At 65.3% G+C, this 26,095-nt stretch carries 23 protein-coding genes; 16 read left to right on the top strand and 7 right to left on the bottom strand.

The features are described from left to right. Positions 1 to 104: 104 nt before the first annotated feature. Complete coding sequence (locus AC13HB_RS07560; protein WP_482949131.1) at positions 105 to 293, bottom strand: DUF465 domain-containing protein; 189 nt, start codon at positions 291 to 293, stop codon at positions 105 to 107. Between the two features lie 89 nt (positions 294 to 382). Between AC13HB_RS07560 and AC13HB_RS07555 the strand changes: the two genes are divergently transcribed. Beyond that, complete coding sequence (locus AC13HB_RS07555; protein ID WP_482949130.1) at positions 383 to 982, top strand: UbiX family flavin prenyltransferase; 600 nt, start codon at positions 383 to 385, stop codon at positions 980 to 982. Positions 983 to 1,155: 173 nt separating this feature from the next. Next, positions 1,156 to 1,368 carry a YdcH family protein gene (locus AC13HB_RS07550; RefSeq protein WP_482949129.1) on the top strand — a complete coding sequence of 71 codons (213 nt, stop codon included), beginning with the start codon at positions 1,156 to 1,158 and terminating at the stop codon, positions 1,366 to 1,368. Between the two features lie 19 nt (positions 1,369 to 1,387). Here AC13HB_RS07550 and AC13HB_RS07545 read toward each other — a convergent pair whose 3' ends face one another. Next, a complete protein-coding gene (locus tag AC13HB_RS07545) occupies positions 1,388 to 2,134 on the bottom strand; it encodes a GGDEF domain-containing protein (protein ID WP_482949128.1) in 747 nt (248 codons plus the stop codon). Between the two features lie 157 nt (positions 2,135 to 2,291). Between AC13HB_RS07545 and purE the strand changes: the two genes are divergently transcribed. The 8 genes from purE to AC13HB_RS07505 all read left to right on the top strand — a co-directional run bounded on the left by purE (position 2,292) and on the right by AC13HB_RS07505 (position 12,649). Then, a complete protein-coding gene (gene purE / locus AC13HB_RS07540; RefSeq protein WP_482949127.1) occupies positions 2,292 to 2,804 on the top strand; it encodes a 5-(carboxyamino)imidazole ribonucleotide mutase in 513 nt (170 codons plus the stop codon). A gap of 3 nt (positions 2,805 to 2,807) precedes the next feature. Next, on the top strand, positions 2,808 to 3,887 hold the full coding sequence (locus AC13HB_RS07535) for a 5-(carboxyamino)imidazole ribonucleotide synthase (protein ID WP_482949126.1): 1,080 nt from the start codon (positions 2,808 to 2,810) through the stop codon (positions 3,885 to 3,887). A gap of 55 nt (positions 3,888 to 3,942) precedes the next feature. Then, entirely contained in the window at positions 3,943 to 5,064 is a 1,122-nt protein-coding gene (locus AC13HB_RS07530) for a THUMP domain-containing class I SAM-dependent RNA methyltransferase (protein WP_482949125.1), read from the top strand. A gap of 65 nt (positions 5,065 to 5,129) precedes the next feature. Next, positions 5,130 to 5,957 carry a crotonase/enoyl-CoA hydratase family protein gene (locus AC13HB_RS07525; protein WP_482949124.1) on the top strand — a complete coding sequence of 276 codons (828 nt, stop codon included), beginning with the start codon at positions 5,130 to 5,132 and terminating at the stop codon, positions 5,955 to 5,957. Between the two features lie 13 nt (positions 5,958 to 5,970). Next, positions 5,971 to 6,657 (top strand): SDR family NAD(P)-dependent oxidoreductase, encoded by a 687-nt coding sequence (locus AC13HB_RS07520; RefSeq protein ID WP_482949123.1) that lies wholly within the window; start codon positions 5,971 to 5,973, stop codon positions 6,655 to 6,657. 1,646 nt (positions 6,658 to 8,303) lie between these two features. After that, positions 8,304 to 9,038 carry an ABC transporter ATP-binding protein gene (locus AC13HB_RS07515; RefSeq protein WP_482949122.1) on the top strand — a complete coding sequence of 245 codons (735 nt, stop codon included), beginning with the start codon at positions 8,304 to 8,306 and terminating at the stop codon, positions 9,036 to 9,038. Then, entirely contained in the window at positions 9,032 to 11,437 is a 2,406-nt protein-coding gene (locus tag AC13HB_RS07510) for an ABC transporter permease (RefSeq protein WP_482949121.1), read from the top strand. Before AC13HB_RS07515 ends, AC13HB_RS07510 begins: the two co-directional genes overlap by 7 nt. A gap of 9 nt (positions 11,438 to 11,446) precedes the next feature. Beyond that, a complete protein-coding gene (locus tag AC13HB_RS07505; protein WP_482949120.1) occupies positions 11,447 to 12,649 on the top strand; it encodes an efflux RND transporter periplasmic adaptor subunit in 1,203 nt (400 codons plus the stop codon). Positions 12,650 to 12,665: 16 nt separating this feature from the next. On the opposite strand, the gene AC13HB_RS07500 is transcribed toward AC13HB_RS07505, so the two are convergent. Continuing rightward, complete coding sequence (locus tag AC13HB_RS07500) at positions 12,666 to 12,989, bottom strand: ArsR/SmtB family transcription factor (protein WP_482949119.1); 324 nt, start codon at positions 12,987 to 12,989, stop codon at positions 12,666 to 12,668. Positions 12,990 to 13,079: 90 nt separating this feature from the next. Here AC13HB_RS07500 and AC13HB_RS07495 point away from each other — a divergent pair, with 90 nt between their 5' ends. Genes AC13HB_RS07495 through AC13HB_RS07480 form a run of 4 tightly spaced genes read left to right on the top strand, consistent with a single transcriptional unit; the run spans position 13,080 to position 17,946 of the window. Further along, positions 13,080 to 13,430, top strand: coding sequence for a rhodanese-like domain-containing protein (locus tag AC13HB_RS07495; protein ID WP_482949118.1), 351 nt, complete (start codon positions 13,080 to 13,082; stop codon positions 13,428 to 13,430). Between the two features lie 42 nt (positions 13,431 to 13,472). Then, on the top strand, positions 13,473 to 14,447 hold the full coding sequence (locus AC13HB_RS07490) for an efflux RND transporter periplasmic adaptor subunit (RefSeq protein ID WP_482949117.1): 975 nt from the start codon (positions 13,473 to 13,475) through the stop codon (positions 14,445 to 14,447). Then, the gene (locus AC13HB_RS07485) at positions 14,444 to 17,731 is read left to right on the top strand and encodes an efflux RND transporter permease subunit (RefSeq protein ID WP_482949116.1); all 3,288 of its coding nucleotides are present in this window, start codon (positions 14,444 to 14,446) and stop codon (positions 17,729 to 17,731) included. Before AC13HB_RS07490 ends, AC13HB_RS07485 begins: the two co-directional genes overlap by 4 nt. A gap of 11 nt (positions 17,732 to 17,742) precedes the next feature. Further along, a complete protein-coding gene (locus AC13HB_RS07480; RefSeq protein ID WP_482949115.1) occupies positions 17,743 to 17,946 on the top strand; it encodes a YgaP family membrane protein in 204 nt (67 codons plus the stop codon). Between the two features lie 128 nt (positions 17,947 to 18,074). On the opposite strand, the gene AC13HB_RS07475 is transcribed toward AC13HB_RS07480, so the two are convergent. From AC13HB_RS07475 to AC13HB_RS07465, 3 genes are read right to left on the bottom strand one after another with little or no spacing between them, the layout of a single operon-like run. Continuing rightward, entirely contained in the window at positions 18,075 to 19,724 is a 1,650-nt protein-coding gene (locus AC13HB_RS07475; RefSeq protein WP_482949114.1) for a sodium:solute symporter family transporter, read from the bottom strand. A gap of 48 nt (positions 19,725 to 19,772) precedes the next feature. Further along, positions 19,773 to 21,029, bottom strand: coding sequence for a glutamate-5-semialdehyde dehydrogenase (locus AC13HB_RS07470; RefSeq protein WP_482949113.1), 1,257 nt, complete (start codon positions 21,027 to 21,029; stop codon positions 19,773 to 19,775). 47 nt (positions 21,030 to 21,076) lie between these two features. Then, complete coding sequence (locus tag AC13HB_RS07465) at positions 21,077 to 21,817, bottom strand: pyrroline-5-carboxylate reductase family protein (RefSeq protein ID WP_482949112.1); 741 nt, start codon at positions 21,815 to 21,817, stop codon at positions 21,077 to 21,079. Positions 21,818 to 22,186: 369 nt separating this feature from the next. On the opposite strand from AC13HB_RS07465, the gene proB reads away from it, so the two are divergent. Then, positions 22,187 to 23,344, top strand: a complete 1,158-nt coding sequence (gene proB, locus AC13HB_RS07460; RefSeq protein ID WP_482949111.1) for a glutamate 5-kinase — start codon at positions 22,187 to 22,189, stop codon at positions 23,342 to 23,344. 150 nt (positions 23,345 to 23,494) lie between these two features. Further along, positions 23,495 to 24,412, top strand: a complete 918-nt coding sequence (locus AC13HB_RS07455) for an acyl-CoA thioesterase (protein WP_482949110.1) — start codon at positions 23,495 to 23,497, stop codon at positions 24,410 to 24,412. Between the two features lie 76 nt (positions 24,413 to 24,488). Here the strand turns inward: AC13HB_RS07455 and AC13HB_RS07450 are convergent, their stop codons facing one another. Further along, positions 24,489 to 25,661 carry an acetyl-CoA C-acyltransferase gene (locus tag AC13HB_RS07450; RefSeq protein ID WP_482949109.1) on the bottom strand — a complete coding sequence of 391 codons (1,173 nt, stop codon included), beginning with the start codon at positions 25,659 to 25,661 and terminating at the stop codon, positions 24,489 to 24,491. Between the last annotated feature and the right edge of the window lie 434 nt (positions 25,662 to 26,095).

Genomic DNA, 26,095 nt, shown 5'->3' with positions numbered 1-26,095 from the left:
GATCGGGCCGGCGAGCCATCGCATGGCCCGCTATCCAACCATTCTAACAAGCAAAAAGGGCGGCCCGGAAGCCGCCCCTCGTATTCTTGATCGAGATTGGCCGGCTAACCGGCCAGCACCTCGTCTGTCATAGATCGAAGGTTCTCGATCTCCTCCTTGAGTTTTAGCTTTTCCTTCTTCAGTCGAGCCAGTTCGAGAGAGTCCGCCGACGGGTGCTTCTTGACCTCGTCGATTTCGGTATCCAGACGCGTATGGCGGGCGTCGAGCTCACGAATGCGGGCTTCGATGGACATGGATCGGTCTCCCATTTGCTGAAGTGGAATAGGTGATTCAAACAGGAATCCGCCCTATGTCTACTCACGAAACGTTTCGAGGTTAGAAGATGATGAAGTCCGGGCAGGGTTCAAACCGCCTGATCGTCGGCGTGTCGGGCGCATCGGGGATCGTCTATGGCATGCGAGCCCTGCAAGCCTTGCGGGAACTCGGGCTGGAGAGTCACCTCGTCGCCTCCAAGGCGGCGGAGATGACGCTGGGCTACGAGACGGACATCTCGATCCGCGATTTCCGCGCCATGGCCGATCATGTTTACAGGATGCCCGATGTCGGCGCGCCCATCGCCTCGGGCTCCTTCCGGACCCGTGGCATGCTGATCGCGCCCTGCTCGGTCCGCACCATGTCCGAGATCGCCAGCGGCGTGACGTCGAGCCTGCTTACGCGGGCCGCCGATGTGGTGCTCAAGGAGCGCGGGCGGCTGGTCCTGATGGTTCGCGAGACGCCTTTCCATCTCGGCCATCTGCGCACCATGGAGTCGCTGACCGAAATGGGTGCGGTGATTTGTCCACCGCTGCCGGCCTTCTATGCGAAGCCGAAGACGATCGACGATCTGGTCGACCAGTCGGTCGGGCGCGCCCTCGACCTTTTCGGCCTGGACTGGGATCCGACGCGCCGCTGGGGCGAGGATATCGAAGGCGGTCGCCGCTGAGCGAGGTAACGCCGGTTTCATTTGCCTTGGACCAGCGCGTGGGCTAAATCGACGCCGCGCCTTGATGCGTCCACCGGAAACCGAATGGCAACCAGTTTCGCCGAAGTGTGCCGGTCTGGCCGGGGTTTCCGGATAGTGTATTTCACAAGTCTGACGGATAGGGCAGCTCAGGTATGGACGGCGAATCCCTGGACCAAACCCAACTCCTGGAGCGCATCGAGACGCTTCGCGCCGAGCATGAGGCGCTCAATCATGAAGTCGATGCGCTGACCGAGAACGGCGTTGTCGACCAGCTCAAATATGCCCGTCTGAAAAAGAAGAAGCTCGCCATCAAGGACGAGATTTCGAATCTGGAAGACCAGATCACGCCCGACATCATCGCTTAGGGTAAGCCGCGCGCCAGGCTCAGGCCTGATGGCGGTCGTTCGCCGATTGCTGCATGCGCTGCGTCTGTTTGCGGGCATACATTGCTGCGTCGGCCTGTGCCATGGCGTGTTCCGGGTCGGTGCCGGCAACCAGTTCGTGACACCCCCAGGCCGCACCGATCTCGAGCGACTGGCCCTCATGCAGGAAGGGTGTGGTTTCCAGCAATCGAACGAGTTCCTGCGCTTTTGTCTCGGCCCCTTCGGCCGCGGTCAGCGTCAATACGATGCCGAATTCGTCGCCACCGAGGCGGCCGACCGCATCGGTTTCGCGCACATGGGCGGCGAGCAGGGTGGAGACGTGGTGCAGGGCGGCATCGCCGGCGGCGTGGCCGTGCGTGTCGTTGATCGCCTTGAACCCGTTGAGGTCGAGGAAGACCAGGGAGGACGGCGCCTTGTGGCGCTCGGCCAGGGCCAGCGCCTTGGACACTTCGCGCAGGAAGGCGCGGCGATTGAGCACCGGCAGGAGCGCATCGTGATCGGCCAGGGTCTCGAGCTCGCGAATCCGCCCGCGCAGCATTTCGGTCTCCCGGCGCAGCTGGTCGACTTCCCCCATCAGGGAGAGCAGGGCTCGTTGTACGTTCGGGGTCAGTTCCGCTTCGGGCACGCCCATGATCGAGGCGGCGTCCTGCGGTGCGGACGCAGGAGCGGAGGCCGAACCGGGCTTTGCCGTTTCCGTCCGTTTCGTGCGTGCAATCCCGCCCGAATTGTTCAGGGGTCCGATGCGCATGCTGGATCCAATCCGAATCTCTTCACTGTCAGGCTCGCCGCCGGTGGTTAAGAAAATCTCAAATCCGAAAAGAATCCCTTGTGATTGCTGGCCGATCTTGACCTCGCCCCGTTGAAAGGTAAGGTCCCGCGCTTCCTTTTCCCGCGCAGGAAGCGTCATGAGCGATCTTTCGCCGAATTCTCCCGACACTGCCGTCGATGTCGCCATCGTTATGGGGTCGCGTTCCGATTGGCCGACGATGAAGCACGCAGCCGATGCTCTGGACGCGCTTGGTGTCAGCTATGAGGCCCAGGTCGTTTCCGCGCACCGCACGCCGGATCGTCTGGTCGAGTTCTCCAAGGCGGCGCGCGGTCGCGGTATCAAGGTGATCATCGCCGGTGCCGGCGGTGCGGCGCATCTGCCGGGCATGGTGGCCTCCATGACTTCGCTTCCCGTACTCGGCGTACCGGTGAAATCCAAGGCCCTGAGCGGCCAGGACAGCCTGCTTTCCATCGTGCAGATGCCCGGCGGGGTGCCGGTCGGCACGCTGGCCATCGGCGATGCCGGCGCCAAGAATGCCGGCTTGCTGGCGGCGTCCATCCTGTCCGTGACGGATGCGGCCCTTGCCGAACGCCTCGATGCCTGGCGGCAGGCGCAGACGGACAGCGTCCCGGTCACGGTCGAGGACTGAGACATGAGCGGCAGCGCGCTTTCGCCCGGTTCGGTCATCGGCATTCTCGGCGGCGGCCAGCTCGGCCGCATGCTCGCCACGGCGGGCGCCCAGCTCGGTTTCGACGTCCACATCTTCGAGCCCCAGGCCGATTGTCCGGCTTCGCGCGTGGCGGCGCAGTCCTGGTCGGCCCCCTGGGACGATCTCGACGCTGTTCGCGCCTTCGCGCAAAGCTGCGATGCCGTCACCTATGAATTCGAGAATGTGCCGGTCGAGACCGTCGAGGCGGTCGCCGCCCTGGTGCCGCTGCGGCCGGGCGCACGCTCGCTCGAGCTGACCCAGGACCGGATGGTCGAGAAGACATTCATCAACGAGTCCGGGGCCCGCACGGTGCCCTTCGCGGCCGTCGACGACCTGACCTCGCTGCAAGAGGCCATCGAGGCGATCGGCCTGCCGGCCGTACTGAAGACCCGGCGTTTCGGCTATGACGGCAAGGGCCAGGCCTGGATCCGTACGCCGGACGACGCCGCGGGCGCCTGGGATGCGATCGGGCGCAAGCCGGCCATCCTCGAGGGCGCGGCCAACTTCACGCGTGAGCTGTCCGTCGTCGCGGCCCGTTCGCTCGCCGGCGAAGTGCGCGCCTGGCCGTTGAGCGAGAACGTGCATGGCGACGGTATCCTGAAGACCACCACGGCGCCGGCGCCCGGCATCGATACGGCGACACAGGCCAGTGCGCTCAAGATCGCACGGGCACTGGGCGACGGGCTGGATCATGTCGGCGTGTTCGCGGTGGAACTGTTCGACCTCGGTGCAGACGGCCTCGTGGTCAACGAGATCGCCCCGCGCGTCCACAATACCGGTCACTGGACCATGGATGCCTGCGGCTGCGGCCAGTTCGAACAGCATATGCGCGCTGTCGCCGGCTGGACGCTGGGCGATCCGGCACCGCATTCATCCTGCGTGATGACCAACCTCATCGGCCATGACGCCGACGACTGGGCGGCGCTCTCCGCCGATCCGCAAGTGCGTCTGCATCTTTACGGCAAGCACGAGACCCGTCCGGGCCGCAAGATGGGCCATGTGAACCGTCTGAAGCCTTGTTGAGGTGCCTGACGGTTCAGGGGAAGCCGGCCTTGCGAAACTTCGCCAGGGACGCGGTATGATAACAGCCGACGATTTCGAGATTTTCCTGACCGTCCCGCCGGGACTCGAGCCCGTGCTATGTGCCGAGCTCGCCGAGACGGGTTTCCGCGACCCGAAACCGGGTCCGGGCGGAGTGAGCATTCAGGGCGGCTGGCCGGATGTCTGGCGCGCCAATCTGGACGTCCGGGGCGCCGCGCGGGTGCTGGCCCGTATCGACAGTTTCCGCGTCGTGCACCTCTCCCAGCTCGACAAGCGGTCCCGCCGGGTGGACTGGGCCTCCGTGCTGCGGTCCGACGTGCCGGTGAAGGTCGATGCCAGCTGCCGCAAGTCGAAAATCTACCATGCCGGCGCCGCGACCGAGCGCGTGGCACGGGCCATCCACGAAAGCATCGGCGCGCCGCTTGCCGAAGGCGATGAGGACGCTGTCACCATCAAGGTCCGCATCGAGGACAATCTCTGCACGATCAGCGTCGACACCTCCGGCGAGCTGCTGCACCGGCGCGGTTTCAAGGAAGCCGTCGCCAAGGCGCCGATGCGCGAAAACCTGGCCGCGCTCTTTCTGCGGCAATGCGGCTATGACGGGCATGAGCCGGTTCTGGATCCGATGTGCGGCTCGGGCACTTTCGTGATCGAGGCAGCGGAAATGGCGGCGGGCCTGGCACCCGGGCGGGCGCGGTCATTTGCCTTCGAAAAACTGGCGACCTTTGATGCCGGGGCCTGGCAGGCCATGCGACCCGATACGCCTGAGCTGCCTTCGGACCCGCTGGGCTACGGGTCCGATCGTAATACCGGCGCGATCGAGGCCAGCGAAGCCAATGCAGCGCGGGCCGGCGTGGAGACGCTGACCCGCTTCCAGGTCTGCGACGTCGCCGATCTCCGTCCGCCGGAGGGCCCGCCTGGCCTGGTTATCGTCAATCCGCCCTATGGCGCCCGGATCGGCAACAAGAAGGCGCTCTATGCGCTTTACGGCACGCTCGGCGCGACGCTCCGGACGCATTTTACCGGCTGGCGCGTCGGCCTCGTCACGACGGATGCCGCCCTGGCACGCGGCACCCGCCTGCCCTTTGCCGCGCCCGGCCGGCCCGTCGATCATGGCGGGCTGAAAATCCGCCTGTTCCAGACGCAGGCCCTGCGCTGAGGACTGCTTGACACGGCGCGCGAGCTGGATTGCCATCTCGCCGCCAAACCCCGGGGAGCGCTTGCATGTCCGAAACCGTCGAACAGGTCTTCCGCGACCGGGTCGAGATCGTCCTGGCCGGCCATGTCGCCCAGGTCTTCCTGGCTCGTCCGGACAAGCTCAACGCGATCGATCCGGACATGTTCGACGCCATTATCGAGGCGGGTGAATGGCTCGCGGCGCGGACGGATGTCCGGGCGGTGGTCCTGGCGGGACGCGGCCGCATGTTCTGTGCGGGCCTCGACTTCGCGAGCTTCGCCGCGATGGCGTCCGGCGAGGACGCGGCCTCGGACCTGCCGCCGCTGGAAGAGCGCACGCACGGGCTGGCCAACCGTCCGCAGCATGCCTGCCTTCTCTGGCGCGACCTCCCCGTGCCGGTGATCGCGGCGATCGAGGGCGGGGCCCTGGGCGGCGGATTGCAGATCGCGCTCGGCGCCGATCTGCGCATCCTTCACCCGGACGCCCAGATGGCGATCGCGGAAATCCGCTGGGGGCTGGTGCCCGATATGGGCGGTATCGATCTCCTGCGAGGGCTCGTGCGCGACGATCATCTGCGTTCGCTGACCTATACCGGGCGATCCGTCGTCGGCGAGGACGCCGTGGCGCTCGGCCTGGCGACCGAAACCGCCGGCGATCCGCTGGCGCGGGCGCTCGAGCTGGCGCACGAGATCGCGGGCAGCAGCCCCACGGCCATGCGCGGTGCCAAGCGGCTCCTGAACCTGGCCGCGGACAGCGATCGGGCCCATATCCTGATGCAGGAATCAATCGAGCAGGCGCGCCTCATGGGCAGCGCCGACCAGGTCGAGGCCGTCATGGCCCGCATGGAAAAACGAGCGCCGGTCTTTTCCGGCTGAGAAAGGAAACAGCATGTCCAATCGAACCCTTGTGATCACCGGCGGCGGCGGCATTCTCGGCCAGGCCGTGGCGAAAGCCGCGAAAGCCTCCGGCGCGACCGTCGTGCTGGTGGACGTGGCCGATCTGGCCGGGCGCGACGACCTCCACGGCGACATCCTCAAGGGCGGCGTCGACCTGACCGATGCCGAGGCGACCCGGACCGCCTTCCAGGCGATCGCGGGCGAGACGGGCGGTATCGACGTCCTGCTCAATATCGCCGGCGGCTTCTGCTGGCAGACCGTCGAAGAGGGCGATCTGGACGAGTGGGATCGCATGTACAAGATGAATACCCGCACCGCCGCCACGGCGTGCAAGGCGGCACTCCCCTTCCTCAAGGCGAGCGCCAACGGGCGCATCGTCAATGTCGGCGCCGCCGGCGCGGTGAAAGCCGATGGCGGGATGGGCGCCTATGCCGCGTCCAAGGCGGGCGTGATGCGCCTGACCGAAAGCCTCGCCGAAGAGCTCAAGGACGGCACGGTCACCGTGAATGCCGTCCTCCCTTCCATCATCGACACGCCCACCAACCGCGAGGACATGCCCGACGCCGATTTCGACGCCTGGGTCTCCCCGGACGACCTCGCCGCCGTCATGCTCTTCCTCGCCAGCCCGGAAGCCCGCGCCGTAACCGGCGCGCTGGTCCCGGTAACCGGGAAGGTGTGAGGGAAGGTTTTTTGATCTCACGGCAGTCCGCTTTGCGGACGCGCTAGAGGGACCGGTGGTCCTGGGTGCCAGTGCGACTTTCGTCTTCCCCCGCCGGGGGAAGTGGGCCGATGCGCAGCATCGGGTCGATGGGGGTATTCGGCGCTTCATCCTGCACCAGCCCCCTCCGTCCCTTCGGGACACCTCCCCCGGCGGGGGAGGACGAAACACCGATAGCGCCACGGCGATTCCGCGTGGCGGTATGAGGGGTGCAGGATGCCGGCTGATGCCGGAGTGTTGCTGTAGGTGTGAGTGACATCAGGGACATCCTGCACACGGAGATTTGTCGGGCCCCTCGCGGCGCCCCTCTCGAAACCGGTCTGGACAGACAGTCAGCGCTTTTGCTGCCTCTCCTTACCGATGGCCTCACCGGATCCGGTCGTGGTCAACCCGACCGGAGCGGGCAAGCTCCGTCCTCCTCGCACCCCCGGCGAACCAGACCGGGCCTCGAGCGGTGCGAGAACGGGGAGGAGTCTAGGGGAGATTTCGAGGGTGGGGATAAGTCGCAAGCAAAACCCAGACCCAACACCCCCTCTCCCCTCCCGGGGAGAGGGATAAAGGGTGAGGGGCGCGCCGCCAAAGCGGCGCGAAGAGGACTCTTTCCGCAAATCCCGAAGGTTTTTCCCTGGCCCTTCGGGCCGCCCCTCATCCGGCCTTCGGCCACCTTCTCCCCGGCGGGGGAGAAGGGGTTTGCACTATCAGGTCAGGCCCATCCTCCCCCTGATGAGCCCCGGGGAAACGGGATCTGAGCGGCGCGCTCCGCGCCCGTTTCACCATTCATCTCCTGCCCGGATGTCGCCGCACGGGTCCAGCGCCGTCAAGGCGCATGCCCGCTGTGCGGCGCCGCAGCGAGGCCCGAAAAGTGGGAACCACTTTTTGGATAAAGCCGAGCGTCCAAGGCGGCGGCCTTGACGGCGCTGGACCCGTGCGGCCCGCTGGCTGACATGAGATGTATGGGAGGATTTGCGCGCAGCGCTTAATGGGCAGGACTGGCGTTCGGACGGTTGAGGCAATGGGAGGCGTGTTTTCAGTCCCTTAATTTCATCTGTTCCCATTCATCTCGCGGGAAATAGGTGCCTGTCACCATTTATTCTGTCGTTTTTCGAAATCACCATTTATTTCGGAGCTGATCGCTTACCTCCAAATAGAAAATCTCCGCCCGCCCCAAAAATACCCGCAAAAAAACCTGCCACAAATGCTAAATAATCAAGCTCGGTGTTGAAGTACGCCACAGCAATACCGAAGCTAAGAAGCCCGCAAAACCTCGAAATGAATTTTATTCTGCGTCTCGTCATATCCTGAAACCCATTTGGATTGATATATGTTCGACTATGATCTCTGCCTGACGGTGTACTAACATTACCACCGCCCCCCAGCGCCTACACCTATCTCAAACGCGGTAGGAAAAACGAAGCCACACACCATTTTCCGCACGCGCGGCTCCGTCAATCCGCCGCATCTTTCCTTGGCCGCCGCGTGCCGGGGTCAGGCGTCGCGCCGTTTTGGTTCCAAGTCCCTCAGCCCGCCCCGCTCCCCTGCGGCGCGCTGACCTATTCTGACATTCCGTGAGGGATGCTATTCCATAACCCGGTTGTGGAGGAAGCGGCTTGAGCGGACAGGTGGAGCGCCCGGCGCGGGGAGTGCCGTGTTTCGAGACGCGCGGGCTGACCAAGGTCTATGGCAGCGGGACTTCCGCCGTGCATGCGCTGCGGGGCGTTGATCTGTCCATTGCGGACGGGGAGATGGCGGTCCTGCTGGGGCCGTCCGGGTCGGGCAAGTCGACCCTGCTCAATATTCTCGGCGGGCTGGACCGCGGGAGCGAGGGTGACTTCCTGTTTCGCGGCGAGAGCCTGATGCATGCGAAGACGCGCCGGCTGACCCAGTACCGGCGCAAGCATGTCGGCTTCGTCTTCCAGTTCTACAATCTCATGCCCAGTCTGACCGCGCGCGAGAATGTCGAGCTCGTTACCGAGATTGCCGACGATCCGCTGGAGGCTGCCGAGGCGCTGGAAATGGTGGGACTGGGCGAACGGGCGGATCATTTTCCGGCCGAGATGTCCGGCGGCGAGCAGCAGCGCGTCGCCATCGCACGGGCCATCGCCAAACGGCCCGACGTCCTGCTCTGCGACGAGCCGACCGGGGCGCTGGACAGCGCAACCGGTATTCGCGTGCTCGAGGCGCTCAAACACGTCAACGACACGCTGGGCTCGACCACGCTGATCATCACGCACAATGCCGGCGTGGCCGGCATGGCGCACCAGGTGATTACCTTCTCCGACGGCCGCGTGGGCAGCGTGAAGACCAATACCGAGCGTATCGAGCCGGGATCGCTGACATGGTAGGCGGCTGGCATTTCCCCGATCTCGCGAAGCTTCTTCCGCGCATGCTCGACCGAAAGCTGGTGCGCGATCTGGGCGGGATGTGGGTTCAGGCCGTCGCCATCGCCCTGGTCATCGCCGGCGGCATTTCCGTGCATCTCGTCTCCGCCGGCATGCTCGATTCCCTGCAGGTGACGCGGCAGGCCTATTACGACCGCTACAAGTTCGCCGATGTCTGGGCGCCGGTCGTGCGGGCGCCGGAGACCCTGCTGGCCGATATTCGCGAACTGCCCGGCGTCGAGGCGGCGGAAAGCCGTATCCGGGCGGCGGCCGTGCTCGACATTCCGGGCATGGATGCGCCCGCGAGCGGTGAAATCCTGTCCCTGCCGGACGGGCGCGAGCCGCGGGTGAACCGCATCCATCTGACGGACGGGCGCATTCCGCGCACGGGCCATCGCAACGAGGCCGTGGTGCTGGAAAGCTTCGCCACGGCGCACGATCTGCAGGTCGGCGAGACGCTCAGCGCGACCATTCATGGCGGGCGGGCGGACCTTCGGATCGTAGGGCTCGCCCTCTCACCTGAGCATGTCTACTCCATCGCGCCGGGCCAGATCGTGCCCGATCCTCGCCTCTACGGCGTGATCTGGATGGGGCGGGACGCGCTCGGCCAGGCGGTGGAGCGGGACGGGGCCTTCAACGAGGCGGTGATCCTGTTGCGGCGCGGCGAGAGCGAGGACGCGCTGATCGACCGGCTCGACCGCCTGCTCGAACCCTATGGCGCGCCGGGTGCCTACGGGCGCGACAGCCAGATATCCGATGCCTTCGTCTCCAGCGAGATCGACCAGCTGGACATGATGGCCAAGCTCCTGCCGCCGATCTTCCTGGCGGTCGCCGCCTTCCTGGTGAATGTCGTGCTCTCGCGTCTCGTGGCCATGGAGCGCGAGGAGATCGGCCTGCTCAAGGCCTTCGGCTATTCCAACCGCGAGGTGATCTCTCACTACGTCAAACTGGCCGTGGTGATCGGCGCGCTGGGACTCGTGATCGGGATGGGGCTGGGCGTGTGGCTCGGACGGGCGCTGGCGCAGATGTACCAGGAATACTACCACTTCCCCTTCCTCGTTTTCCGTTTCGATCCGCGCGTCTTCGCCACAGAGCTGGTGGTGACGGTGGCGGCTGTCGGGGGCGGTGCCATTCTCGCCGCCTGGCGGGTGGCGGGGCTCGATCCGGCCCTGGCCATGCGCCCGCCGCCGCCGCCGGACTACTCCAAGGCCTTCGGCATCGGCCTGACGCGCTGGCGCGTGCTCGACCAGCAGACGCGCATGATCATCCGGCAGATCTTCCGCTGGCCGGCGCGGTCCGGCTTCACGCTGGGCGGGGTGGCCGTGTCCGGCGGGCTGCTGGTCGGGACGATGTTCTTCCTCGATTCCATGGACCGGATGATCGACGTCTATTTCAACATCTCGAACCGGCAGGACGTGGCGGTTTCCTTCGTCGAGCCGCGCTCCCACGCTGCCCTGCATTCGGTCGAGCGCCTGCCCGGCGTGCTGCGGGCGGAACCCGTTCGCACGGTCGCGGTTCGGTTGCGCCATGGGGCGGCGGAGGAGCGTGCGGCGATCACCGGCTATCCGCGCGACCCCGAGTTGGCCCGGCTCGTCGGCGAGGACGGGCTGGCGGTGGAGTCGCCGCCGGGCTCGCTCGTCCTCTCCCGCGATCTGGCCGACAAGCTGGGCGCCGAAGCGGGGCAGGTTCTGACCGTGGAGGTGACGGAAGGCGAGCGACCTGTGCTGGCTCTGCCCGTCGCGGCCGTCACCACGACGCTGATCGGTTCGGGCGTGCAGATGGAGATCCACGATCTCAACGCGCTCCTCGGAGAGGGGGCGGTGGTCTCCGGCGCATCCCTCCTGGTCGACAGCGACGCCGTCGCACAGCTCTATGCCCGCCTCAAATCATCCCCGGGCATTGCCGGCGTCTCGCTGCAGAGCGAGGCGGAGCGGACCTTCATCGAGTTGATGGATGAGGGGATCGGGGCCTCGATCGTGATCTATACGACCTTCGCCGGGCTGATCGCGATCGGCGTGGTGTACAACAGTGTCCGTATCTCCTTCTCCGAACGCCAGCACGAGCTGGCCGTGCTGCGCGTGCTCGGCTTCACGCGGGGCGAGGTCGCCTATGTCCTGCTCGGCGAAATCGCGCTGATCACCCTGCTGGCCCTGCCGGTCGGCGCGGCGCTGGGAGCGGCGCTCGCCTGGTTCTTCGCGACCTCGATGAGTTCGGACCTGTTCCGCCTGCCCTACGTGATCGAGGCGGGCACTTTCGGTTTTGCGGCTGTGCTGGTGCTGGCCACTTCGCTAATCTCGGCGCTCATGATCCGCTCCCGGCTGGACAAGCTGGACATGGTTGCCGTGCTCAAGACAGGTGAATAGGAGACAGGCATGACCCTGCGTTTCAGGACGGTCTTCTGGGCGGCGGCGGCGCTTCTGGTGCTGGTGCTGCTGGTCTTCGCATTCCGGCCGCAGGCGCGGCCGGTCGATCTCGATACGGTCGCGCGCGGCGACATGGCCGTCATGGTCAGCGACGAGGGCTATACCCGCGTGCGCGACGTCTATGCGGTTTCCGCGCCGGTCGGCGGCCGCATCCTGCGCGTCGATCCGGAACCGGGCGACCGCGTCGCCGCGGGCGATGTCATCGCGCGCCTCCTGCCCAGCGATCCGGCCTTCCTCGACGTGCGGGCGCAGGGCGAGGCGGAGGCCGCCGTTTCACTTGCCGAGGCGGGCCTGTCGGCCTCGCGGGCCGAGCATGGCCAGGCCGAGGCTGCCCTGGCCTTTGCCCGCAGCGAATACGAGCGGGTCCATTCCCTGTTCGAGCGGGACATCGCCTCGCAGGCGGCCATGGACACGGCCCAGCTGCAGCTGCGCGCTGCGGAGGCAGCCGAGAACAGCGCGCGGGCGGCGGTCCGCATGCGCACCGCCGAACTGGCCGTCGCGCGTAGCCGGCTGTTGACGCCGGGCAGTGCGGAAGAGGCGGGCGAGCAGGCCGTGCTGGATATTCGCGCACCGGCGGACGGTGTGGTGCTGCGCATCCTGCAGGAAAGCGAGACGCCCTTGCCGGCCGGGACCGTGATCATGGAAATCGGCGATACCGCCCAGCTGGAAGTCGTGGCGGAACTTCTGTCGACCGACGCCGTCCAGGTCGAGCCGGGCGCCGTAGCGGCCATCATCGACTGGGGCGACAGCGCGCCGGCGCTGCGCGGCCGCGTCCGCCGGGTCGAGCCCTACGGCTTCCTCAAGGTCTCCGCGCTGGGGGTCGAGGAGCAGCGGGTCAATGTGATCGTCGATATCGTCGAGCCGCACGAGCTCTGGCAACAGCTCGGCCATGGCTACCGCGTCGAGACCGAGATCACGGTCTGGTCGGAAACCGATGTGCTGCAGGTGCCTGTCGCGGCGCTGTTCCGTGAAGAGGGCGAATGGGCCGTGTTTCGCGCGGTCGAGGGCCGGGCCCGTCTGACGCCGGTGGAGATCGGCCGCGACAATGGCGAGACCGCCCAGGTCCTGAACGGTCTCGAGGCCGGTATGGACATCATTCTCTACCCGGGCGGCCAGATCGAGGACGGGGCGCGTATCATGCCCCGTAGCTGACGGGCGGCCCGGGTCGCTATTCCAGCTCGTCGGCGGCCGTGCAGAATTGCGCTTTGAGATGCTCCAGGATGCCGAAGCATCGCGTGTCCGCGATCGAGTAATAGACTTGCAGGCCGTCCTTGCGGCCCTGGACCAGCCCGTCGCTCCGCATTTTCGCGAGATGCTGGGACATGGCCGATTGCGACAGGTCTGCGACCTCGCACAGCTCGCTCACCGTCGCTTCGCCCATGGCGAGGCGGCAGAGGATGAGCAGGCGCTTCTCGTTCGCCAGCTGCTTCAGAAACCCGGCGGCTTCGCCCGCCTGGGACTGCAGTTCCGCGAAGGGCGGTGTGGCGCTCATCGACACTTTCACTCCATATTAGTTGACACTAAAATATAAAATGCTAAATTAGATGTCAATTATCTTATTGGCATTTCCTAAGAGGGTGAAATGAACATTCAGGAACTTGATCCGAAAGAGGTTTTCGACGCCGTGAAAGCGGGTGAGGCCATTCTGGTCGATGTGCGAGAGCCGCGTGAATTCGCGACAGAGCGCCTGCATGGCGCCAGCCTGCACCCGCTTTCGACCTTTGACGCCAAGGCCTTGCCGGTCGATGTGTCGCGCCGCATCGTCTTGCATTGCGGATCCGGAAAGCGCTCCATGGATGCGCTCCAGCGCTGCGCCGCCGCCGGCATTCCCATCAACGCGCACGTCAAGGGCGGACTGATGGCCTGGAAGGCTGCTGGCCTGCCGACCATCGCGATCGACCCGGCCACCGGTGCCGTAATCGATCCGCAGTGAGTGTGAGTCTGTAGAACCGAATTTGTGGAAACGAGGCAGGCCATGTCCTTTATCGCACTTATGACCGCAGCCATTGCCGCCGGCAGCGTCGCGGCACAGTCGCCGGAGACGTACGAGCTCCGCGAGCAGATGATCGCGGACGAAACTGCCGTATTCGGCACCGTCGAGAGCATCGATGTGGTCAATGCGCGGGCGCGCATCGGCGGCACGATCGGCGAATTGCGGGTCGATGAAGGCGACGCCGTCGAGGCCGGTGCGGTCCTGGCCGTGGTCGTGAACGCGCAGCTCGCGCCCCAGATCGGTGCGATCAATGCGCGCGCTGCGGCGCTGTCCGCCCAGCTCGACCAGGCGCGGATCGATCTGGAGCGCGCCCAGGACCTGTTCGATCGCGGCATTTTCCCGCAAGCCCGGCTCGACCAGGCGCAGACAGCGGTGGATGTGCTGGAAGGCCAGCTCGCCTCGGCCCGCCAGGAGCGGGCGGTCGTGGTCCAGCGGGCCCGCGAGGGCGATGTCCTCGCTCCGTCCGCCGGGCGGGTGCTGCAGGTTCCGGTGACCTCGGGCACGGTCGTCCTGCCGGGCGAACCGATCGCCGTTATCGCTTCCGAGCTCTACCTGCTTCGCCTGCGTCTGCCGGAACGGCATGCGCGCTCGATCGAGGTCGGCGATCCGGTGCGGCTCGGCGACTCCCTCGTTTCGGACGATGTCGCCCAGACCGGCCGGATCCGCCAAGTCTATCCGGAAATCCAGGACGGGCGCGTGGTGGCCGATGCGGTGGTCGAAGGCCTCGGCGATTATTTCGTGGGTGAGCGCGTCCGCGTCGTGGTCGCGGTCGACGAACGCCCCGGCATCGTCGTGCCCGACGATTATCTCGTGACCCGGTACGGCGTCGACTATGCGCGCGTCCGCCGGGACGACGGTTCGGTCATGGACGTGGTCGTGCAACGCGGCCGCGAGACCGATGCCGGTGTTGAAATCCTGGGCGGCCTCGCCGCCGGTGACGAATTGGTGCAGCCGTGAAACTGGGTATCTCCGGACATCTGACGAAGGCGTTCATCCGCTCGCCGCTGACGCCGCTCATCCTGCTGGCGTCGCTCGCCGTGGGCCTTCTGGCCCTGATGGTCATCCCGCGCGAGGAAGAGCCCCAGATCTCCGTACCCATGGTCGATGTCATGGTGCGAGCGGACGGTCTTCGCGCGCCGGATGCGGTCGAACTGGTCACCGAACCGCTGGAAACCATCATCCGCTCCATCGAGGCGGTCGAGCACGTCTATTCCCAGACGGAAGACGACCAGGTCATGGTCACGGCGCGCTTCGAAGTGGGCACGGATCCGGATGACGCGATCCTGCGCATCCATGAGCGTATCGCGGCCAATATGGATCGGATCCCGCACGGGATTTCCCAGCCGCTCATCGTGGGGCGCGGCATCGACGATGTGGCGATCGTCGCCATCACCCTCTCGCCGCAGCACGATGTGGCCGAGCGCTGGGACGACAACGCGCTCTACAATATCGCCGAAGAACTGCGCGCATCGCTGATGTCGGTCGATGATGTCGGCCTGACCTATATCGTCGGCGGCCGCGCCGACCAGATCCGCGTCGAGCCCGACCCGGAACGCCTGGCCCAGTACGGCGTCACCCTGCAGCAGCTGGCAGGCCGTCTCGCCGAGGCCAATCGCTCTTTCCCGACCGGTGCCGTGAGCGCGAACGACCGCACGCTGAATGTGGCCGCCGGCCAGACGCTGCAGGGCATCCCGGATATCGGCCTGCTGCTGCTGACAACGCGCGACGGGCGTCCGGTCTATGTGCGCGATGTGGCGGATGTCGTGTTCGGCGCCGAACCGTCCGATGCACGCGCCTGGACGCTCACCCGGGAGCATCATGACGAGGCCTGGACACGTGTCCCGGCCGTCACCCTGGCGGTGGCCAAGCGCGAAGGCGCGAATGCGGTCGTGGTATCCGAGCACATCCTGGAACGCCTGGAATTGCTCCGCGGAACGCTCATCCCGGACGGCCTGGACGTCGATATCACGCGGAATTACGGCGAGACCGCGAACGAGAAGGCCAATGAGCTTCTCTTCCACCTCGCCCTGGCGACCGTCTCCATCGTGCTGCTCGTCACTTTCGTGATCGGCTGGCGCGAGGGCGTGGTGGTCTTCGTCGTCATCCCGACGACCATCCTGCTCACCCTCTTCGCGTCCAATCTGATGGGTTACACGATCAACCGGGTCTCGCTGTTCGCGCTGATCTTCTCGATCGGCATCCTCGTCGACGACGCGATCGTGGTGATCGAGAACATCGCCCGGCACTGGGCCATGAATGACGGCCGAGACCGGATACGCGCCGCGATAGAGGCCGTGGCCGAAGTCGGCAATCCGACCATCGTCGCCACCCTGACCGTGGTTGCGGCGCTGCTGCCCATGCTCTTCGTCTCCGGCCTGATGGGGCCCTACATGGCGCCGATCCCGGTCAATGCCTCTGCCGCCATGATCTTCTCCTTCTTCGTCGCCATGGTGCTGACGCCCTGGCTGATGAAAATCATCGCCGGCCGCAAGGCGTCGCAGGGCGCCGATGGCGAGAGCCATGGCATCGCCCATGATCACGGGCATGGCGAAGGCATTCTCGGCAAGCTCTACCGCAAGGTCGCGGCACCCGTCGTCGCCAACCGCAAATCGGCCTGGACGCTGCTGTTGACGGTCGGCGTTCTGACGCTCGGTTCGATGATGCTCTTCTTCACCAAGACGGTGACGGTCAAGCTCCTGCCCTTCGACAACAAGTCCGAATTCCAGGTCGTGGTCGACCTGCCCGAGGGCGCGACGCTGGAGCGGACCGAGCGGGTCCTGATGGATGCTGCCGACCGTCTGGCGGCTTTGCCCGAGGCGACGTCGATCCAGCTCTATGGCGGTACGGCCGCGCCGTTCAACTTCAACGGCCTGGTGCGCCACTACTATCTGCGCAACCGCCCGGAACTGGGCGATCTCCAGGTCAATCTGGAAGCCAAGCACCATCGCGACCGCTCCTCCCACGAGATCGCCCTGGAGGCGCGTGCGCTTCTGGCGGATATCGACATGCCCGAGGGGACGGCTGTGCGCGTGGCCGAGATTCCGCCGGGTCCGCCCGTGCTGGCGACCCTGCTGGCCGAAATCTACGGTCCGGACGCCGAGACGCGCCGAGCTGTGGCGCGGGAAGTGCGCGCGGCCTTCGAGAGCGTCCCTTACATCGTCGATACCGACGACAGTTTCGGCACGCCGCGGCCGCGTCTCCGGATCTCGATCGACCAGGAGAGCCTGCAATATTTCCGGGTCCGGCAATCGGATGTCTATGACACGATCCATGCGCTGATAGGCGGCATGCCGGTGGGCTATTCCCATCGCGGCGAGGGCCGGAATCCGGTCGAGATCGCCGTCGCCCTGCCGCGCGCCGACCGCAGCTGGAGCGAGCGCCTGGCCTCGACGCCGGTGCCGGCCAATTCCCTGCCGGGCGATCGCGGCGTGGTCGAACTCGGCGATGTCATCACCGTGACCGAGGAGCCGGGCTCCTATCCGATCTTCCGCCGTGACGGCCGCTATGCCGAAATGGTAATGGCGGAACTCGCCGGCGAATACGAAGCGCCGATCTACGGCATGTTCGCCGTGGAGGAAGCCCTCGCCGAACGGCCCTGGAGCGAGGCGGTGCCGCAGCCGGTGATCCGGATGTACGGCCAGCCGCCGGGCGATGACGCGGTCACCCTGCTCTGGGACGGCGAATGGGAGATCACCTATGTGACCTTCCGCGACATGGGGGCCGCTTTCATGGTCGCCCTGCTCGGCATCTACGTTCTGGTCGTGGCCCAGTTCGGCTCCTTCCGGGTACCGCTGATCATCCTGACGCCGATCCCGCTGACCTTTATCGGCATCATTTTCGGCCACTGGCTGTTCGGCGCCGCCTTCACGGCGACCTCGATGATCGGCTTCATCGCCCTGGCCGGCATCATCGTGCGCAACTCGATCCTGCTGGTCGACTTCATCCGCCACGGGGCCAGTGCCGACGAGACCCTGCGCGAGACCCTGCTGCGGGCCGGAGCGATCCGCTTCAAGCCGATCCTGCTGACCGCCATCGCGGCGATGATCGGGGCCTCGGTGATCCTGGGCGACCCGATCTTCCAGGGCCTGGCCATTTCGCTCCTGTTCGGTCTGGCGTCCTCGACGCTGCTGACCGTGCTGGTGATCCCGGCCATCTACATCGTCTTCAAGGACCCGGACGCGGCCTATGTGCCGAGCGGATCGGTGGGCCTTGAGACAGAAACCCCGCAATCCGAGACGTAAAGGAGAACACCATGACGATCGGACGCGCAGTCATGCTTCTGGCAGGCACCATGGTCCTGCTGTCGGTTCTGTTGGCCTGGCAGGTTCATCCGATGTGGATCCTGCTGGCCGTGTTTGTCGGACTGAATCTGGTCCAGTCCTCTTTCACCGGCTTCTGTCCTGCCGCGAAGATCTTCAAGGCCATCGGGCTCGATCAGGGGCCGTCCTTCCGCTAGGGCCATCCGGACCCGTCCCTCTGCGCGGCCCTGTCCCCTCGCAGCCGCGCAGAAGAAAGGGCGACCCGGCCGGGTCGCCCTTTCGCTTTTCAGGCATGGCCCGCCCTGTCGGCGGGCGATGGCCCCGGTCAGGCGCTGCCGCGCTTGTGCGCGTCCAGCTGTTCCATCATGGCGTCGAAGTATTCCTTCGCCGGCCCTTCCGGGCTCGTGGTGATGCGGCTCACCAGCCAGGCCGTCACGAGGCAGGCCAGGAAGCCCGGGATCATCGCGTAGAGATGACCGTTCCAGCCCAGGCCGTAGACCCAGATCAGCACGGTCGCCGCACCGGCGATCATGCCGGCGCCGGCACCGGCACGGGTCATGTTGCGCCAGAACAGGCTGAGCAGAATGATCGGACCGAAGGCCGAGCCGAAGCCGGCCCAGGCGTTCGAGACCAGGCCGAGAATATTGCTGTCCGGGTCGAAGGCCAGTCCGATGGCGATCAAGGCCACGGCGAAGACCGAAATCCGGCCGACCAGGACCAGCTCCTTCTGGCTCGCGCTGCGCCGAAGGAAGATCTTGTAAAAGTCCTCCGTCAGCGAGGAAGACGAGACCAGGAGCTGCGACGAGATCGTACTCATGATCGCGGCCAGGATGGCGGCGAGCAGGAAGCCGGCGATATAGGGGTGGAAGATGACCTGCGAGAGCAGGATGAAGATGGTCTCCTCATCGCCCAGAACCGGGACGTCGCCATTGATCACATCGCCCTCGATGGTGTCGAGATCGGCCATCGTCGTGGCATCGGCCGCGACGTCGACGGCCTGCGCGACCTGGACGTTGTCGGCCACTTCGATGTTCTGGCTCTTCACATAGGCGAGGCCGGCCGCGCCCGTCAGGACGGCGCCGATCACCGTGATCAGCATCCAGCTCATGCCGATGCGGCGCATGATCCGGACGTCCTTGAGCGATTTGACCGCCATGAAACGCACGATGATGTGCGGCTGGCCGAAATAGCCCAGACCCCAGGCCATGGTCGAGATGATGCCGACCACGGCGAGCCCCAGGCTCTCCTGCGGGATCATGGACAGATAATCCTTGTCCCATCCTCCGACATCGACGCTCAGCGTGCCCAGCGCCTCGGTCGTCGGGCCGAAGCCGCCGAGCTGGATGATGGTCACGACCGGCACGAGGACGAGCGCCACGAACATGATCACGCCCTGCACGAAGTCGGTCAGACTGACGGCGAGAAAGCCGCCGAACAGGGTGTAGGCGACCACCACGCCCGCCGTCAGGAAGAGGCCGACCTGGTAGTTGAGGCCGAAGGAGGCCTCGAACAGCTTGCCGCCCGAGACGACGCCGGCCGAGGTGTAGATGGTGAAGAAGACCACGATCACCACGGCGGAGAGAACGCGCAGCAGGCGCGTCGTGTCGCCGAAGCGCTTCTCGAAGAAGTCCGGGATGGTGATCGCATCGTCCGCGACCTCCGTGTAGACCCGCAGGCGCGGCGCAACCAGCTTGTAGTTGAAATAGGCGCCGATCATCAGGCCGATCGCGATCCAGGCCTCGGAGAGGCCGGTCAGGAAGATCGCCCCGGGCAGGCCCATGAGCATCCAGCCGGACATGTCCGACGCGCCGGCGGAAAGCGCGGCGACGGCGGGGTTCAGCTGGCGGCCGCCAAGCATGTATCCGGACACGTCATCCGTGGATTTGCGATAGGCGTAATAGCCGATCGCCATCATCAGGATGAAGTAGAGCGCAAGGGAAATCAGCGCTTCGACATCGATAGCTGTACTTGTCATGAACTCGCCTTGGGTCAGGTTTCACGAAGAGATTGGGATTAGGCCCCGTCAGGTACGGGTCTGACCGGTACCATGCACCAGGTATTTGAAGGAAGTGAGCTGTTCGAGGCCGACCGGGCCGCGCGCGTGCATCTTGCCCGTCGCGATACCGATCTCCGCGCCCATGCCGAACTCGCCGCCATCGGAGAATTGCGTCGAGGCATTATGCATGACCACGGCGCTGTCGATGACGTTGAGGAAGCAGGCTGCCGCATCGGCGTCCTCGGTCACGATGGCATCGGTATGGCCGGAGGAATGGGCGGTCACCCAGTCGAGGGCCTCTTCCAGCGAGTCGAGAATCTTCACCGACAGGATGGCATCGAGATATTCGGTATCCCAGTCATCGTCCGAGGCCGGCTTGATGCGGTCGTCGATGGCCACGGCATCATTATCGCCGCGGAACTCGCAGTCCTGCATGCGTTCGAGCAGCTTGGGCAGGAAATCGGTGGCCACGGACCGGTCGACGACCAGGCTTTCCGTGGCACCGCAGATACCGGTGCGGCGAAGCTTGGCGTTGTAGACGATGTCCACGGCCTTCTCGATGTCGGCGCCGGAGTGAACGTAGACATGGCAATTGCCGTCCAGGTGCAGCAGCGTCGGTACGCGCGCCTGGTCGCGCACCAGCGTCACCAGGCCCTTGCCGCCGCGCGGAATGACGAGGTCGACGTATTCGGTGCACTGGAGCAGGTGCTGTACGGCCGCACGATTGGTCGTGTCGACCATCTGGATCGCATTTTCCGGAAGATCGGCTTCGCGCAGGCCTTCCTTCATGCAATCGACGATGATGCGGGTGGAGTTCAGGCTTTCCGAGCCGCCGCGCAGGATCACGGCATTACCCGATTTCAGGCAGAGCGCGCCGGCGTCCGCGCCGACATTCGGGCGCGACTCGTAGATCATGCCGATCACGCCCAGGGGCACGGCGACGCGTTCGATGTTCAGACCGTTCGGGCGCTGGAAATCAGCCAGCACGCGACCGACGGGGTCGGGCAGGGCGGCGATTTCCTCGACCGCTTTCGCGATCGCCTCGATACGGTCGCTGTCGAGCATCAGGCGATCGACGAAGGCATCCGGCTTGCCGGCTTCGCGAACGCTGTCGACGTCCTGGCGATTGGCTTCGAGCAGATCGTTGGCCCGCATCCGCAGGGCGGCTGCCGCCGCGACCAGCGCGGCGTTCTTGCGTTCGGTCGAGGCCGTGGCGAGTTCGCGGGCGGCGTCCTGTGCCTGGCGTCCGAGTTGTTCGATATAGGCTTGCATACGATCTGACATGTCGCTTTCTGAGTTGAATTGTTGGAAGAAAAAGCGGCGCGCGGCAACTAGCGAAGTTCGCAGGCCCGCGCGTACGCGGCTTCAGTGGTCTCGCGCAACAGCTGATCGAGCAGTCCGTCACGGCGAAGCGCGGCGATGCCGGCCTCCGTCGTGCCTTTCTTGCTCATGACCGAATTGCGCAGGTCTTCGAGCGAGAGTTCGGACTGCGCGGCCATGTCGATGGCGCCGCCCATCGTTTCCAGAACGAGGGTGCGCGCCGTTTCTCGGTCGAAGCCCATGGCTTCGGCTGCTGCAACGTAGCTGCGGGCAATTTCAAACACATAACCGGTTCCGCTGCCCGCGATGGCGGTGATCCGGTCAATCTGGTCTTCGGCCTCGACCCAGATGGCGGAGCCCGTGGCCCGCGCCAGCCGTTCGGCGATATCGCGGTGCTTCTCGGTGCAGCGCGCATTGGCAAAGAGGCCGTTCACGCTGCGGCCGATCAGGGCCGGCAGGTTCGGCATGAGGCGCAGGATCGGGCTGTCGCCCAGAACCCCGGCCAGGGAGTCGGTCGAGTAGCCGGCGGCGATCGAGAGCCAGCAGCCGTCCGCGGCCAGGTGCTCGATATAGGCCGGCATCGCGGTGTCGATCTGTTGCGGCTTGCAGGCGATGATAATGGCATCGAAGGTGCGGTCGCCCAGCGCGTCCACGCTCTCCGCATGGCCGGCGCCTTCGGGAACTTTCGACGCGTCGCGCGTCACCGCCGTGAAACGTGCAGCCGGCATGTCCGTGAGCCAGCGCCGTAACATGGCACCGCCCATTTTTCCGCATCCGACGAGCAAAATTTCCATAACCCACCTTGTCCCGCGGCCCGACCGTTCCCGGAAGAAGCCATTCACGCATACAACATGCTCGACGCACCCGGAGGGGCGCATCGAGCTCAGTTCGAGGGGGTACATAGCAAAAAATATTTCGAGTTCAAATGATATTTTCTGCAGTTTCCGGATCGGCCAGCGGCCACAATGGCTTGCTGGATTTCATAAAAAATAAAGGTGATATGGTGAGTTTGCGGGGGCTGGTTTGCAAATTTGGGGGTTGAAAAAATTTGAACCCGAAATAGTTTGCGCAGGAATTATTGCGCTGCGGCAATCCGCGGTGCGTCACTCTGGAGAGTATTAGTGAGCGTCCGCAAACGCATCGTCGTGAAGATCGGTTCGAGCCTTCTGGCCAATGACAGCCGTCTGACCCTGAAATACGCTTTCATGCACGGCTTGCTGGCCGATATCGCCCAGCTGCGCACGGAAGGCTATGACGTCGTGCTGGCGTCTTCCGGGGCAGTCGCGCTCGGTCTCAACGCGATCAACGCCTCTCCTGAGGAGGCGGGCGTGCTCGACAAGCAGGCCGCCGCCGCCTGCGGTCAGCCGCTTCTGCTGAATGCCTATAAACAGGTCGCGCACGAGCACGGTTTCGATATCGCGCAGATCCTCGTCACGCTCGAGGATCTTGAGGAGCGCCGTCGCTTCCTGAATACCAAGAACACGATCCAGCGCCTGTTCGAGCGCGACGTCATGCCGATCGTGAACGAGAACGACACGATCACCACCGAGGAAATCCGCGTGGGCGACAATGACCGCCTGGCGGCGTCGGTGGCGCAGATGATCCAGGCGGATCACCTGATCCTGCTGACCAGTATCGACGGTCTCTACGATCGCGATCCGTCGGACCCGGAGGCCGAATTCGTCGAGACGCTCGAGGATGTCAGCGAGTATCTCGAAGTGACGACCGGTACGAGTTCGCTGGGCAGCGGCGGCATGCTCACCAAGATGCATGCCGCGTCCCTGGCCCAGAATGCCGGGTGCACGACGCTGATCGGCGAAGGCATTATCGAACGCCCGGTCTCGACCCTGCTGAAGAATGAGCGCCGGCATACGACCTGCGTGGCCAAGGGTACGCCGGACTCTTCCTGGGCCGTCTGGCTCGCCAACCGCCTTCACCAGGCCGGTGGTCTGGTGCTCAAGCAGGAAGCAGCCTCCGCCCTGCGTGCGAGCGCGGTCGGCGTCCGCCACGAGGACATCGTCAAGATCCACGGCAGCTTCCAGAAGGGCGACGTGCTTCACGTCTATGGCGAGGATGGCGAGGAGGTCGCGCGCGGCCTGACCAATTTCTCCTCCGACGAGACCATGATCCTGGCGCGTCATGCCGATCAGAGCGTCAAGGAGCTGCTCGGCTACAATGCGCGTCCGGAGATCATCAATCGGGACAATATGGTGATGCTCGAAGACTATCACCTGCCCTGGGATGCCCCGACGCAGGAGCTCCGCCTCGTCGCCTCCTGATGCGATGGACGGCTGCGAACAAGGCCCGGCCGCTTCGGCGCGCCGGGCTTTTTCGTGCGCGCTGCATCGCGCCGTACCGGATGCTGGAATTTTGCCCGCAGCCGGGTCACAATTGGCGCAGTGCAGCAAAACGAAACGGGGCAGGCCGCGATGAGTGGGTCGGAAGGCGCTGAAAGCGCGACGGAAAAGAACCGGCGTCCTACGCCGGAAGAGCTGGCCGAAGGGCTGGTGAAACTGCTCGAGGTCGAGGAGCTCGATACCGATCTTTATCGCGGTCCGCGCAATCCGGGCGGCCGCGGCCGCGTCTTCGGAGGCCAGGTCATCGCCCAGGCCCTGATGTCGGCGATCGGCTCGACGGACCCGGACCGCACCGTGCATTCCCTGCATGCCTATTTCATGCGGCCGGGCGATGAGGATTTTCCGATCATCTACCGTGTCGAGCGCGACTATGACGGCGGCAGTTTCTCGAACCGCCGCATCATCGCCATGCAGCGCGGCAAGCCGATCCTCAACATGACGGCGTCTTTCCAGCGGCCGGAGAAGGGCTTCGAGCACCAGTGCGAAATGCCGGACGTGCCGGAACCGGAGGCGCTGCTCTCCGAGACCGATCTTGTCCGCCAGAACAAGGACAAGATGCCCGAGCGAATCTATCGCTGGATGACCCGTCCGCGCCCGATCGAGCTGCGCCCGGTCGAGCGCTGGTCGCCCTTCGATCCGGTCAAGCGCGACCCGGTCCGGCATATGTGGATCCGCACATCCGGACCGATCGGGGAAGATCCGGTCATGCATCGCGCCGTCCTCGCCTATGCGTCGGACATGGCGCTCCTGTCGACGGCCATGCAGCCGCACGGTGTGACCTGGATGACCGCCAATATGCAGACGGCCAGTCTCGACCATGCCGTCTGGTTCCACGACGATTTGCGCATGGACGACTGGCTGCTCTACGTCACTGACAGTCCCTGGTCGGGCGGCGGCCGGGGCTTTAACCGTGGCCAGCTGTTCACGCGGGACGGGCGCCTCGTGGCGAGCACGGCGCAGGAAGGCCTGATCCGGCTGCGCAAGGACTGAGGGCGGCTCGCCGCCGAACGGAAAAGGGCCGCGCAGATGATCTGCGCGCCCCTTTCTTGCCGGTGATGCCGGGAGGCTAGAGGACCTCGAACAGGCCGGCGGCACCCATGCCGCCGCCGACGCACATCGTGATGACGACGTATTTGGCACCGCGGCGCTTGCCCTCGATGAGGGCGTGGCCGACCATGCGGGCGCCGGACATGCCATAGGGGTGGCCGATCGAGATCGCGCCGCCATTGACGTTCAGCTTGTCGCCGTCGATGCCGAGCGTGTCCTGGCAGTAGAGAACCTGCACGGCGAAGGCCTCGTTCAGTTCCCACAGGCCGATATCGTCGACCGTCAGGCCGAAGCGCTTGAGCAGTTTCGGCACCGCGAAGACCGGTCCGATACCCATCTCGTCCGGCTCGGTGCCGGCGACGGCCATGCCCATATAGCGGCCCAGCGGTGCAAGGCCGCGCTTGGCTGCGAGCTCGGCTTCCATGACCACGACCGAGGAGGCGCCGTCGGACAGCTGGCTGGCATTGCCGGCCGTGATGCAGCCGCCTTCGATGACAGGGTTCAGGCCCTGCAGGCCGTCCAGCGTCGTGGACGGGCGGTTGCCTTCGTCCTTGGCCAGGGTGACCTCTTCCTTCGAGGTCTCGCCGGTTTCCTTGTTGACCACGATCTTGGTGGCGGTCACCGGGACGATCTCGTCGTCGAACTTGCCGGCTTCCTGCGCGGCGGCGGTGCGCATCTGCGACTGGTAGCCGTACGCGTCCTGGCGGTCGCGGCCGATATCGTACCGCTTGGCGACGACTTCGGCCGTCTGCAGCATCGGCATGTAGATATTCTTGTGCATGGCGACCAGGTCGGGGTCGGGCTGCACGCGCATCTCCTTGGTCTGCACCGTCGAGATCGACTCCACGCCGCCTGCGACGACGACGTCCATACGGTCGACGATGACCTGTTTGGCAGCGGTCGCGATCGACATCAGGCCGGAAGAGCACTGGCGGTCCATGGACATGCCGGCGACGGTGACCGGCAGTCCGGCACGCAGCGCCGCGGTGCGGCCGATCGTGTGCTGTCCGCCCTGCAGCAGCGCCGCGCCATAGACGACGTCGTCGACTTCGGCCGGATCGATTTTCGCGCGCTCCACGGCGGCGCGGATCGAATGGGCCGCCAGGGTCGGCGACAGGGTGGCATTGAAGGCGCCGCGATAGGCCTTGCCGATCGGGGTGCGGGCGGTGGAGACGATGACTGCGTCACGCATGATGTTTCTCTCGCTTCTGGGCTTTGACGGCTCTTGCCGGGTGTTTCTATCACGCTCGGCGGATCGCGCGATCCGGCCCGGCATTTCATTATCGAAAAACCGGTATTCGAATATTTGGATTGTTTTTCCCGCGACCTTCAAAAGGCGGGCCTGGGAGTGGGGTTTCGGGTCTCTTGCGGTTTTCTGAGATCGCAGTTTTAGTCGCCCCGGGCCATGCGGTGCAAGAGGGCGGCGAACCGAAACCTCGAAAAATGACGCTCAGCGCTGCTATTCCTGCGAATTTTTTGCCACGATATCCGAATCCGGCAGATCCTGGAGGTGCACTCGGGAGTGGTTCCGCTTCGACGGTGATTCCGGCGACCGATGTTTGCCGGCCGTGATCATTGTGCCCGGGCAGACGCGCCAGCCGCCGCTTGCCGCTTTTCCAAAAATAG

This window comes from Maricaulis sp. B-26 (assembly GCF_056857855.1).
This window is presented reverse-complemented; position numbering and strand designations above follow the sequence as displayed.